Consider the following 12,664-nt stretch of genomic DNA (forward strand, 5'->3'; position numbering starts at 1 on the left):
TTGAGGGATTGCGTCGCGCAGTGCCTAGATGACAAAGAACTTGTCGCCGCGTTTGCGGATAAGGGTGACATCGCTGCCTTGCGGGAAAACGCCATCGTCGTCCAATGGTTCAACCCGTAGGTAATGCATGTTTCCATGCCGATCTTTGATTTTCGCCTCAGCGGGTTTGCCGCGTGTGGCCGTGCCTTGGGTTATGATGCCGCGATGCCCGTTTAGAGAACGGGTGCGCATCGCACTGGTTTCGGTTTTAGGCATGATGAGTCCGACCCAATTAGCAATAACGCGTGTTACGCCTAGGGCGGGTATCATCGCCAGAACAACCGCGATTGACGTGTATAGAGGTGCCCCTATGAGGCCCGTCGCGACAGATTGAATGGTGAGCCCAAACAGCCCAAACATCGTGAGAAATAAGACCATCCAAATGAGGAAAGGAACGTCTTGTATGCCCAACCATCCCAATAATCCTGATGGACCACTGGGGATTTCCATGGTTTCGGCGGAAACGTCAGGTGCATCAATATCGATGCCCGCGGATAGATCAAAATCCGTATCTATGTCGATATCTGGCCCTTCGCCGCCCAACCCTAGAATCGTCGCGCCAAGCAATGAGCTTAAGATTTCAAGAATGAAAAGACCCGCTGTTACAGCAAGTGCGATAGAGAATGGCAGGGACTCTGGGGCAGTAAATGTTTCTAACATAGATTCCCTTTCAATTATTACATAGGGATTACTTTTAATAATGTTAGGTATATATATGCAAAAAAATAAAAAAACGTAGTGTAATATTGAAAAATATATATGTTTCGGCTATTTTGTTACATAGATTTCGCAACGAATGCGAAAGGAGAGCCATGCCAGACTTTATGCAGCGTAGACGTTGGGCGCGGATGCTAGACCGCAACGCAGAGCGCCTGTCAGGGGTAGACGTCCCTGAAAAGGGCTGGATCGCAACCATGAGGTTGGCCTTAGGCATGTCTGCCGAACAGGTCGCTTTACGCAAAGGGGTGAGCCGCAATGCGGTGTATCAGGCTGAACGCAGCGAAAAAGAAGGTGCGGTTTCATTAAAGCAGATGGAAAACCTAGCTGCCGCAATGGGGGGGACATTTGTTTATGCTATCATCCCAAACGATCAAATTGAGCAACTTAAATTTCGCCAAGCGATGCGCAAAGCGCATTACCTTTCCAGAGAAGAGCCTGATTTCGGAAGCTGGTCAAAAGATGAGCAGAGCGATTGGATAGACGACACCGCCGCTGAGCTACTGCACAAGTTGCCAAGCGATTTTTGGGATGATTGTTAAACTTTACAGTATCTTATGGAGTGTGATTTTTAGTCAATTGTTTGATTAGACTATTCCGAAGCCACAATAAGCGAGAGCTTTCTTTCTCTTTCCTATCAGATAACAGACCTTAGCCCTTGAATGAACGCCACGCGTGTTGGCGGCATTGTCAAATTTCAAAGAGGCGAAAATGGTTGGCATCACAATTGAAAAAATAGACACACTTGTTGTTGGTGCTGGCCAGGCTGGTGTGGCGATGAGCGAACACCTAAGCAACAATGATGTGCCGCATTTGGTGTTGGAGCGCAGCCGCATTGCAGAGCGTTGGCGCACGGGTCGTTGGGATTCTTTGGTTGCCAATGGTCCGGCATGGCATGATCGGTTTCCGGGGATGGAATTTTCTGATGCCGACCCAGAAGCCTTCGTATCAAAAGAAAAGGTCGCGGATTACTTCGAAGAATATGCTAAAAAATTCAAAGCTCCAATCCGGTGCGGTGTTGATGTGACCAAGGTGACCCGCAATGCCGGACGTGCGGGATTTACGGTGGAGACATCGGAAGGTGTCATTGAAGCGAATAACGTTGTTGCAGCCACTGGTGCGTTTCAAAACCCGGTTATCCCGCCCGTTGTGCCGAAAGATGCGAGTGTCATGCAGATGCATTCGTTTGACTACCGCAACCCTGGGCAACTGCCGGATGGGGCCGTTTTGGTGGTTGGCGCGGGGTCATCTGGCGCGCAAATTGCCGATGAATTGATGCGCTCAGGCAAAAAAGTCTATTTGTCTGTTGGCCCGCATGACCGCCCGCCGCGCGCTTATCGCAATCGTGATTTTGTTTGGTGGTTGGGTGTGTTGGGTCTGTGGGATGTTGCCGCCATTACACCGGGCCGGGAACATGTGACCATTTCCGTTAGTGGCGCACATGGTGGTGTTACCGTAGATTTCCGTGAACTCGCGAATGAGGGCATGACGCTCGTGGGGATGACGCAGACGTACAACGATGGTGTCATGCGTTTTGCGTCTGATCTCGTCGACAATGTGAACAACGGTGACGCGAACTATCTCTCGATGCTTGACGCGGCGGACGAGTATATTGAGCGCAATGGGCTCAACTTACCTGAGGAACCGGAGGCGCGTGTCATTGGTGCGGATCCTCTTTGCATGACAGATCCCTTGCAGGAACTGGATCTTGCTGCTGCAGGCGTCACATCAATCATCTGGGCAACAGGATTTTCGCAAGACTTTAGCTGGCTTGAGGTTGATGCATTGGATGATGCAGGGCGCCCAAAACACCAACGCGGTGTGTCCTCAGAGCCGGGAATCTATTTTCTCGGCTTGCCGTGGCAATCGCGTCGGGGGTCTACCTTTATTTGGGGTGTATGGCATGACGCAAAGCATGTGTCAGATCATATCGCGACGCAGCGCAAATATGTGTCTTATTCCAACCCGGCTGATGAACAAGGCTAGGCAGCGCCTTTCCCCATCTATCGGAATTCGCGTCTAACCGCGTCACAACAAAGCACACACTACGGAGTATAAAATGGCCCATACCCGCATTCGTAAATTCAATACCAAAGAAACCTATCCAGAACAGAACCTTGATAATGATTTGTGTCAGGCCGTGGTCACGCAAGGCGGTAAAACCGTTTATCTACGTGGCCAGTGCCCGCAAAACCTAGATGATGCCGTAAATATCGACAGTCACGATCCTGTCGAGCAAACCCATAAGGTTATGCAAAACATCAAGCAGTTGATCGAAGAGGCCGGCGGATCAATGGAGCATCTGGTAAAGGTTGTTGTCTACATTACTGATGTGCGTCATCGTGAAGATGTTTATCGCACCATGGGGGAATACATCAAAGGGGTGTATCCCTGTTCAACCGGGCTTGTTGTTCAGGCTTTGGCGCGGCCTGATTGGTTGGTTGAAATCGACGGCACAGCCGTAATTCCGGAATAAGTGGTATGACATTTTCATTGGTCGCGCGTTGCGCGGAAACGGGTATGTTTGGTGTCGCAATTGCGTCGTCTTCCCCAGCTGTGGCAGCGCGGTGTTCTTATACGCGCGCTGGTGTTGGCGCGGTGGCTTCGCAGAATGTGACGGATCCGTTATTGGGGCCAAAGACGCTTGATCTTATGCAAAATGGGCTGACAGCCGCAGAAGCGATCAGCGAAATTCAGGCCACCGGGAAATTTGTTGAATATCGTCAGGTGCTGGCGGTGGATCGTGCGGGCGGAACCGCCATCCATTCTGGCCCCAATTCACTGGGCATCTGGACGCAAGCCATGGGGGACAATGTCGCCTCTGGCGGGAATCTTTTGGCGAACGCGGACGTGCCCCAAGCGATAGTAGACGGGTTTACCACAGCCAAAGGGCATATCGGGGATCGTTTGATTGCCGCAATGCGCGCTGGGCTGGCGGCAGGTGGCGAAGCGGGGCCGATCCATTCGGCAGGCATGCAGATATGTGACGGTGTCAGTTGGCCCGTTGCGGATCTACGATGCGACTGGAGCGAAGACTGCCCGATTGAGGTAATTGCGACCGCTTGGGATGTCTACAAGCCCCAGCTGGATGCCTACATCCAACGCGCGTTGGACCCGAGAGAAGCGCCGTCATATGGCGTTCCGGGCGACGAATAAATTCAGGAGAGTACAATGCTTGACTACACCCATGATGATTGGAAATCCCGCGCCGCAGCCCTGAGCTTGCGCAACAAGGCCTTTATCGATGGGCAGTTTGTTGATGCTGCGTCAGGTGCAACATTTGACTGCATAAACCCCGCGACGGGTGAAATTTTAACGCAGGTTGCATCATGTGACGAAGAGGACGTGAATCGTGCTGTTGGCGCGGCGCGCAAAGCCTTTGACAGCGGTGTGTGGTCGCGCGCAGCCCCCGAAGATCGCAAGGCGGTTTTGCTGAAGCTGGCTGAATTGATCCGTGCAAATCTCGAAGAAATGGCGCTTCTTGATAGTTTGGATATGGGGAAGTTGGTGACGGATGCCGTAACGGTTGACGCACCTGGGTCGGCGCATTTCTTTCAATGGCATGCTGAGGCGATCGACAAGATATATGATGAGGTTGCCCCCAACGCCCCCGGTGATTTAGCTATTGTAAAGCGCGTTCCGTTGGGTGTTGTTGGGGCGGTGACGCCTTGGAACTTCCCGCTGGATATGGCAACGTGGAAAGGTGCTGCGGCGCTTGCGGCGGGCAATTCTGTGGTCTTAAAACCGGCTGAACAATCGCCGCTATCGGCATTGCGATTGGCGGAGCTGGCGGCAGAAGCAGGCGTTCCTGATGGTGTGTTTAACGTGGTCCCGGGGTTCGGAGTGACCGCCGGCAAAGCGCTGGGTCTGCATATGGATGTGGATACTCTGGCCTTCACTGGATCAACCCAAGTCGGCAAGATATTTATGCAGTATTCCGGGCAATCAAACCTGAAATCCGTCTGGCCTGAAACCGGCGGCAAAAGCCCGAACCTTGTGTTTGGGGATTGCAAAAACTTGGATGCTGCTGCGAATATGGCTGCCTTTGGTATTTTCTTTAACCAAGGCGAAGTTTGTTCCGCCAATTCAAGGTTGTATGTTGAACGCTCTGTCAAAGATGAACTGGTTGAAAAGTTGATTGAACGTGCGGCAGCGTTGCAGCCGGGCGATCCGTTGGACCCTGCATCAAAGATGGGTGCGATTGTAGATCAGCGGCAAACCGACGGGATTATGCAAAGTATTGAGGCTGGTAAGGCGACATCAAATTTGGTGGCGGGCGGCGAACGCGTATCTGTGAATGGCAAAGGGTGTTTTGTGCAGCCAACCATTTTCGACGATGTCGATCACAATGACCCATTGGCCCGCGACGAAATTTTTGGCCCGGTTCTGTCGATCATTCCATTTGATAAAGAAGAAGACGCAGTTCGTATGGCGAATGATTCAGTTTATGGGCTGGCAGCATCTGTCTGGACGGATGACCTGAGCCGCGCTTTGCGGGTTTCAGATGAGCTTCAGGTGGGGACTGTTTCGGTCAATACTGTTGATGCGTTATCGGCCAAAACACCGTTTGGTGGGATGAAGCAATCCGGTTTTGGTCGCGACTTGTCGCTGCACTCCTTTGATAAATACACTGCGCTTAAAACCACTTGGATCAAATATAACGCTTGAACGAATGTGAACCGTAGGGGAATATTGTGTGTATGACGCTGCGGTTTACTCTTCGCCAACTTGAATATTTTGTCGCCGTCGGTGAGGCGGGTTCAATTGTGTTGGCCTCTGCCAAGGTGAATGTTTCGTCACCATCGATTTCTGCGGCTATTTCCCAATTAGAAAGCGAATTCGGCTTGTCGTTGTTTGTGCGTAAACACGCGCACGGGCTTTCGCTAACGCCCGCCGGGAAAGAATTAATGCTGCGCGCCAAAGCATTGCTAGACGACGCGGATCAACTGAACAGCGTTGCTGGGGATATTTCCGGTAAAATTCGGGGCCCGCTTTCAATTGGGTGCTTGTTGACCTTTGCGCAGTTGATCGTGCCTAATTTACGGCGAAAATTCGAAGAGAAATATCCCGAGGTTCAAGTGAGCCAATCGGAGCTTTTCCAATCCGATATTTTTGATCGTTTGCGTCAGGCCGAAATTGATATCGCGCTGACGTATGATCTCGATATCCCATCTGATCTCGTCTTTGTACCTTTGGCCGAATTACCGCCCTACGCACTGGTCGGGGAAGAGCACCCTCTGGTGAATTTACCTGCAGTATCGGTGGATGAGCTAAAAGATTATCCGATGGTTTTGTTGGATTTACCGCACAGCAGCACGTATTTCATGTCGTTCTTTTCCGAAATTGGGGTCAAGCCGCAAATCGCGGAACGCACCAAAGATATGGCTGTTATGCGTAGTCTTGTGGCGAATGGATATGGGTATTCGATTGCGAATGTGCGACCTTTGAATGACCTTTCTCCTGATGGGCGAAAACTGAGGTTTATCCCGCTTTTGGGTGATGTTCGACCTATGAAAATGGGGTTGGTTATGACCCAAGGGGCGAAAAGTATCCTTACGGTTCAGGCTTTTGCTGAACATTGCAAAGAAACGATTACCCAAAGCAGCGTTCCGGGTTTGAATGTGAAAAAATCGGATTAGTTTGTTTCTAAGTCACGGTTACCTAAGCGCGACTTTAACCTGACGCCCTTTTGCAAGACACTGGCCGGAACCCTCTGCCTGAAGGAGCCGAAAATTGCGCGATCCACGATATGACATCCTATTTGAACCCATGGCCATTGGTCCGGTCACGGCGAAAAACCGGTTTTATCAAGTGCCGCATTGCAACGGTGGCGGGTATCGTGACCCTTCTGCTGCGGCCGCAATGCGCGGGATCAAAGCCGAAGGTGGTTGGGGTGTCATTTTCACAGAGCAGTGCGAAATGCACCATACCTCGGAGATTACGCCGTTTATCGAACTTCGGCTGTGGGAAGACAAAGATATTCCACAGCTTCGCAAAATGTCGGAAAAAATGAAAAGCCGTGGCGCGCTTGCTGGAATTCAGTTGGCGTATTCAGGGATCAATGGTCCGAACCTGTATACCAAAGAGGTGCCCTTGGCGCCGTCGGCCTTGCCAATCCGTACGTTTACCAACGATCCGGTGCAGGCCCGCGCTTTGGATAAAACTGACATCAAAGATTTGCGCCGCTGGTTTGTGAATGCTGCTAAACGGTCAAAAGATGCAGGGTTTGATCTGATCTGTCTTTATGGCGCGCATGGTTTTGGCATCTTCCAGCACTTTCTTTCCCGCGCAACCAATCAGCGGTCTGATGAATATGGCGGGTCGCTTGAAAACCGGTCGCGTTTTGCGAATGAAGTGATCGCAGACATGCGGGACGCCGTGGGGGATACGATGGGTATCACGCTGCGAGTGTCACTGGATGAAACCATCGGTGAGCTTGGATTTTCAAACGCCGAGGTGCGTGACTTTATCGAGATGAACAAAGGTCTGCCGGACCTTTGGGATTTGGCCCAAGGGACGTGGGAAGATTGTTCAGGTCCGAGCCGCTTCAAGGAAGAGGCGGCGCAGGAACAACTGGTGCGCGGTATTCACGAACTCACTGACAAACCCATTGTTGGTGTCGGGCGGTTTACGTCCCCCGACGTGATGGCAAAAATGGTCAAAACCGGGACGCTTGATTTCATCGGATGCGCGCGCCCTTCGATCGCGGACCCGTTTTTGCCAAACAAAGTGGATGAGGGCCGTATCGAAGATATTCGCGAATGCATCGGCTGCAATATCTGTGTGACCGGTGACATGACCATGTCGATCAGCCGCTGCACGCAAAATCCGACCTTTATGGAAGAATGGCGCAAGGGTTGGCATCCGGAAAACATGAATGCCAAAGGGACCAGTGAAAATGTACTGGTCGTTGGGTCAGGCCCTGCTGGGCTTGAGGCTGCTTGGGCCTTGTGTCGCCGTGGATATCAGGTTGCCGTTGCAGAGGCGCGGTCAGAAATTGGTGGACGCGTCGCACGTGAAAGCAAACTGCCTGGCCTCAGCGCGTGGGGTCGTGTTGCGGATTATCGGCAGTATCATCTGTCCCAGCGTCCAGATGTTGATATCTACCTTGAAAGCGAACTGAGCGCTGACGACATCATGGAATTCGGGTTCGAAAACGTTGTTATCGCCACCGGGGCCACTTGGCGGCGCGACGGGGTGTCGCGACAGCATGTTGTGCCGATGAAGATCGATGCAGGCATGCCGCTTTATACACCTGATGATTTGATGGATGGGACCGTTCCGACTGGAAATGTCGTCGTCTATGATGACGATCATTACTATATGGGCGGCGTTTTGGCTGAGCTATTGGTGAAAAACGGTGCCAAGGTGACGTTGATAACACCCGCTGCTTATGTCTCTGATTGGACCAACAACACGTTGGAACAGGCGACAATCCACGCCCGTTTGGCTGACATGGGCGTGGATATCGTACTAAATCGCGGTGTTGCTGAGATCGCTGCCGATCATGTGGTGAGCGACTGTGTCTATACCGGACGTACACAAGATTTCACGGCAGATGCTGTTGTTATGGTGGCGTCACGTCAGGAAAACAATGAGCTCTTTGACGGATTGAAAGCACGCGAAAGCGAATGGGCAGACGCTGGGATCAAATCGGTGAAAATCATCGGTGACGCCAATGCACCGGGGCCAATTGCATGGGCGACCTATGCGGGTCACAGATATGCGCGGGAACTGGATGGTGACGACATTGGGGATGATTTACCATTCCGCCGTGAAATCACCGAGTTAGCGATCGACTAAATGACAACAACCGTTGACATACTGGAGCGTCTGATCGGATTTAATTCGGTCAGCGCCAACAGTAACCTGGATATCATCGCTTATATCGAAGGTTTCTTGAAGGAGCGCGGTTTTTCAGTTCACCGCCTTCCTGATGCTACAGGCGAAAAGGCTGGGATTTTTGCGTCAATTGGCCCGGCTGGTGCTGGTGTTTTGTTGTCGGGGCATACGGATGTTGTGCCTGTGACTGGGCAAGTGTGGACAAAAGATCCGTTTAAGCTGACCAAAGAAAACGGGCGCCTCTATGGGCGCGGCACAACTGACATGAAGGGCTATGTTGCAAGCGCGCTTGCGCTTGCTGATCGCGCGTCGCGTGCTGAATTGAAGGAACCTCTTAAGCTCGCGTTTTCTTATGACGAAGAGGTTGGATGCGTCGGTATAAAACACATGATCGGCGCGTTGGAGGATACCATTGGTCTACCACGTATGTGTTTTGTCGGCGAACCTACTGAGATGAATGTCGCCATTGGTCACAAAGGCAAAGCAGCTCTGAGAGTGACTTGTCACGGGACCAGCGGCCACTCTGCTTTGGCACCGAAGTTTGTGAATGCGCTTCATCTCGCGACAGAATTTGTTTCTGAGCTGCGCCATATGCAGGATAAGCTAATACAGGATGGTGCTTATGATGCTGCATATGATTTCCCGCATTCAACTGTTCACGTCGGGAAATTAACGGGTGGAGTTGCGTTAAACATTGTACCTGATCAGGCTGTGTTGGACTTTGAATACCGCCATTTGCCAGGCGATTCACCGGAAATGCTGTTTGCGCAAATAAAAGATCGTGCTGACCGGGTGAGCGCAAAGTTTGATGCCCAATCCGGTCAAATTGGGATTTCAGTGGATCAATACAATGCTTATCCCGGTCTTGATGTTAGTCCAGATGCGCATGTGGTGAACTATGCTCAGAATTTGGTCAAATCCAATACCTGCACTAAGGTGCCGTTCGGTACCGAGGCTGGATATTTTCATAATCTGGGCATTCCCACAATCGTGTGTGGGCCCGGATCAATGGATGGGCAGGGCCATCAACCGGATGAATATGTGAGCGAAGGTCAGATTTCAAAGTGTGATCAAATGATGGATCGCCTTTTGGTGGACTTAACTCACTGATAAAAATAATAAACTATCGTTGGTTAGGAAATGGCTAATCTGCCATGAGGAACTCCGTTCTTAGTGATCCTCGTTCTTAAAACTATACTTCTAAAAACCCAGTCGATGCCAGGGAGGGATCTTGTCTGTGACCGATACAATAGCAATTGACGTGCGAAAAGCCGTTAAACGGTATGGTGATTTCACCGCGCTTCAACCGATTTCGTTATCGATCCACGACAACGAATTTTTCACGCTGCTTGGGCCGTCCGGGTGCGGGAAGACAACTTTGCTCCGTATGATTGCGGGTTTTGAGGATGTGACCGAAGGGGAAATTTTCCTATTTGGCGATGAAATCAAAACACTGCCCCCACATAAGCGCCCTGTGAACACCGTGTTCCAGAACTATGCGCTTTTTCCGCATCTTACGATTTTGCAGAACGTCATGTTTGGCGTTGAGATGCAGGGTAAACCTAAATCCGAGGCGAAAGCGCGCGCAGGCGAAATGTTGGAGCTGGTTCAGCTATCGCAGTTTGCCCATCGTAAACCTTCCCAGCTCTCAGGTGGGCAACAACAACGGGTCGCTTTGGCGCGCGCTTTGGCACCACAGCCCAAGGTACTATTGCTGGATGAACCGCTGTCTGCGCTTGATCTGAAACTGCGTCAGGCGATGCGGTTTGAATTGAAGGAAATTCAACGCGAAACGGGGATTACCTTTATTTTCGTGACCCATGATCAGGAAGAAGCCCTGACCATGTCTGACCGGATTGCGGTTATGTCTGCGGGACGATTGCAACAGTTGGGCAACGCGCAAGATATCTACGAACGTCCCCATAATATGTTTGTTGCGGATTTTATTGGTGAAACCAATCTTCTGGAAGTGTCCGTTGATGCGATTCAAGATAAGCGCGCGATCTGCCACCTTGGGGGCGGGCATGAGCTGACCTGCGATGCTGTGGATAATATTGGCATTGGTAGCAAGGTGCATATGTCGCTAAGGCCAGAGCGGTTATTTTTGTCAGACGATCCTACCGAAAGCGAAAGCCTCGCTGGAACTATCCGTGAAAACATATTTGTTGGCACTGATATTCAAACGCTTGTCACTTTAGAAAACGGCCCGCAGATGACAATCAGAACTTCGAACTCTGATCGTGGTAACAAACGCATATTTGAACCAGGTACGCCTGTGTATGTGAACATGGAGATGGGCGCAGGCCGCCTATTGGTTGACTGATGGCGGCCGGGGCATCATCAGGCGGAAGCGCCAAATCAGATACATATGCAGAGGCACGCAACTGGCTGCTGTTGCCATCTTGGATTGTGATCGGGATCTTTGTTCTAATTCCCGTTATATTGATGCTGATCTATTCTTTCCTGACCAAAGAATTTAGGGGCGGCGTTATTTGGGAATTTTCGCTCGCGGCCTACGATCAGTTCTTTTTCGATCGCGGACTGTTTGGGGATTCTCCCCCCGTTATTGAATGGACCTATATTAACATTTTTTGGCGTTCGATCTGGCAGGCTGGGCTTGCCACGTTACTGAGCTTGGCAATCGGATTTCCCACTGCTTACTTCATTGCTACACGGCCTGAGAAAATCCGCCCGGCATGGGTGTTTTTGATCACGATACCCTATTGGGTAAACCTTCTGATCCGTACAGTTTCTATGAAATTCTTGTTGCGCGATCAGGGGCCACTGAATGATTTTCTGCTTTCTATAGGCGTAATCAGCGATCCAATTCATATCGTAAACACCAACTTCGCCGTGCAATTGGGCCTATTTTATTCTTACTTACCATTCATGGTTTTGCCGATCTATGCGTCGGTTGAGCGGTATAATTTCGCCCTGAGCGAAGCAGCTGCCGATCTCTACGCCACAAAGTGGGTAACTCTGCGCCGTGTACTGCTGCCAGCCGTGAAACCGGGCGTTATTGCCGGCTGTATACTTGTATTCGTGCCCTCTCTCGGATCGTTCCTTGCGCCTGATTTGTTGGGCGGTGCCCGGAACTTTATGATCGGGTCACTGATCGAAGAGCAATTCAAGGGAAATGCCGGAAATTGGCCCTTTGGTGCCGCTGCGTCGATGATCCTGCTGTCAATGGTTTTGGTGATCTTGATGATCTTTGCCCGCCAACAGGCCAAGGCAAACAAGGGAGATGCGTAAAATGGCCAGTTCCAAAAACGATGTACGACACTATACGGGGTTCTTCCCGATTACTGTCCTGTGTTTGGTCATCCTATATGCACCATTGTTGGTCGTGACGATCTATTCATTGAACGACTCAAATTCGATTACAAATTGGGAAGGCATCAGTTTCCGGTGGTATGTGGATGTTTTTACGGGACCGGAATCCGATAAGTTCAAAACAGCGGCTTGGAATTCTTTTACCATTGCGCTTATGGCATCGGTCATGGCGACGACAATTGCCACGCTAGCCGCTACGGCGATGGTGCGTGGTGGATCATTCAGGGGGCGTGGGCTGTCATTGGGCTTGATCAGTCTGCCGTTGATGGTGCCTGAGATTGTGACTGCGGTTGCGACCTTGATCTTCTTTAGCATGATCGACTTTACTCGGGGTTATTTGACCATCCTCGTTGCGCACACAGCATTCTGTATTCCCTTTGCCTACTTGCCGATTTCGGCACGAATGCAGGGAATAGACGATAATTTTGAACAGGCTGCGATGGATCTATATGCATCAAAACGCCAAGCCTTTACCAAAATTTTGCTGCCACTTATGGCGCCGGGAATTGTCTCGGGTCTTCTACTGGCCTTCATCGTTTCGCTGGATGATTTCATCATTACCAACTTTGTCAAAGGGGCCGGAGTTGAAACGTTACCGACCGCAATCTTTGGTTCGGTAAAGCAAGGGATAAAGCCAAATATCATGGCGATTTCCACTATGCTTTTAGGCTTTTCGATCGTTTTGGTCACCATTTCGTTTTTGATCAGCAAATCAGACAATACAAAATAGGGA

The 12,664-nt window shown here is 50.8% G+C and carries 12 protein-coding genes; 11 read left to right on the plus strand and 1 reads right to left on the minus strand.

The annotated features are described in order from the left end of the window. Positions 1-24: 24 nt before the first annotated feature. Positions 25-699, minus strand: coding sequence for a YqiJ family protein (locus G9C99_RS12340; RefSeq protein ID WP_166417816.1), 675 nt, complete (start codon positions 697-699; stop codon positions 25-27). A gap of 152 nt (positions 700-851) precedes the next feature. Between G9C99_RS12340 and G9C99_RS12345 the strand changes: the two genes are divergently transcribed. The 11 genes from G9C99_RS12345 to G9C99_RS12395 all read left to right on the plus strand — a co-directional run bounded on the left by G9C99_RS12345 (position 852) and on the right by G9C99_RS12395 (position 12,661). Further along, positions 852-1,298 carry a helix-turn-helix domain-containing protein gene (locus tag G9C99_RS12345; protein ID WP_166417817.1) on the plus strand — a complete coding sequence of 149 codons (447 nt, stop codon included), beginning with the start codon at positions 852-854 and terminating at the stop codon, positions 1,296-1,298. Positions 1,299-1,476: 178 nt separating this feature from the next. Beyond that, a complete protein-coding gene (locus tag G9C99_RS12350; RefSeq protein WP_331460002.1) occupies positions 1,477-2,742 on the plus strand; it encodes a flavin-containing monooxygenase in 1,266 nt (421 codons plus the stop codon). A gap of 73 nt (positions 2,743-2,815) precedes the next feature. Further along, positions 2,816-3,232 carry a RidA family protein gene (locus G9C99_RS12355; protein ID WP_166417819.1) on the plus strand — a complete coding sequence of 139 codons (417 nt, stop codon included), beginning with the start codon at positions 2,816-2,818 and terminating at the stop codon, positions 3,230-3,232. 5 nt (positions 3,233-3,237) lie between these two features. Then, a complete protein-coding gene (locus G9C99_RS12360) occupies positions 3,238-3,912 on the plus strand; it encodes a DUF1028 domain-containing protein (RefSeq protein ID WP_166417820.1) in 675 nt (224 codons plus the stop codon). A gap of 15 nt (positions 3,913-3,927) precedes the next feature. After that, positions 3,928-5,424: an aldehyde dehydrogenase gene (locus G9C99_RS12365; RefSeq protein ID WP_166417821.1), complete on the plus strand. Its 1,497-nt coding sequence runs from the start codon at positions 3,928-3,930 to the stop codon at positions 5,422-5,424. Between the two features lie 32 nt (positions 5,425-5,456). Continuing rightward, the gene (locus G9C99_RS12370; protein WP_166417822.1) at positions 5,457-6,395 is read left to right on the plus strand and encodes a LysR family transcriptional regulator; all 939 of its coding nucleotides are present in this window, start codon (positions 5,457-5,459) and stop codon (positions 6,393-6,395) included. Positions 6,396-6,489: 94 nt separating this feature from the next. Next, positions 6,490-8,559 (plus strand): oxidoreductase, encoded by a 2,070-nt coding sequence (locus tag G9C99_RS12375; RefSeq protein WP_166417823.1) that lies wholly within the window; start codon positions 6,490-6,492, stop codon positions 8,557-8,559. Continuing rightward, a complete protein-coding gene (gene argE, locus G9C99_RS12380; protein WP_166417824.1) occupies positions 8,560-9,708 on the plus strand; it encodes an acetylornithine deacetylase in 1,149 nt (382 codons plus the stop codon). Positions 9,709-9,835: 127 nt separating this feature from the next. Beyond that, positions 9,836-10,921 (plus strand): ABC transporter ATP-binding protein, encoded by a 1,086-nt coding sequence (locus tag G9C99_RS12385; RefSeq protein WP_407926022.1) that lies wholly within the window; start codon positions 9,836-9,838, stop codon positions 10,919-10,921. Then, the gene (locus G9C99_RS12390) at positions 10,921-11,850 is read left to right on the plus strand and encodes an ABC transporter permease (RefSeq protein WP_166417826.1); all 930 of its coding nucleotides are present in this window, start codon (positions 10,921-10,923) and stop codon (positions 11,848-11,850) included. Before G9C99_RS12385 ends, G9C99_RS12390 begins: the two co-directional genes overlap by 1 nt. Before the next feature lies 1 nt (position 11,851). Then, entirely contained in the window at positions 11,852-12,661 is an 810-nt protein-coding gene (locus tag G9C99_RS12395) for an ABC transporter permease (protein ID WP_166417827.1), read from the plus strand. Positions 12,662-12,664: the final 3 nt, after the last annotated feature.

The organism is Cochlodiniinecator piscidefendens (genome assembly GCF_011326755.1).
Classification (GTDB): Bacteria; Pseudomonadota; Alphaproteobacteria; order Rhodobacterales; family Rhodobacteraceae; genus Cochlodiniinecator; species Cochlodiniinecator piscidefendens.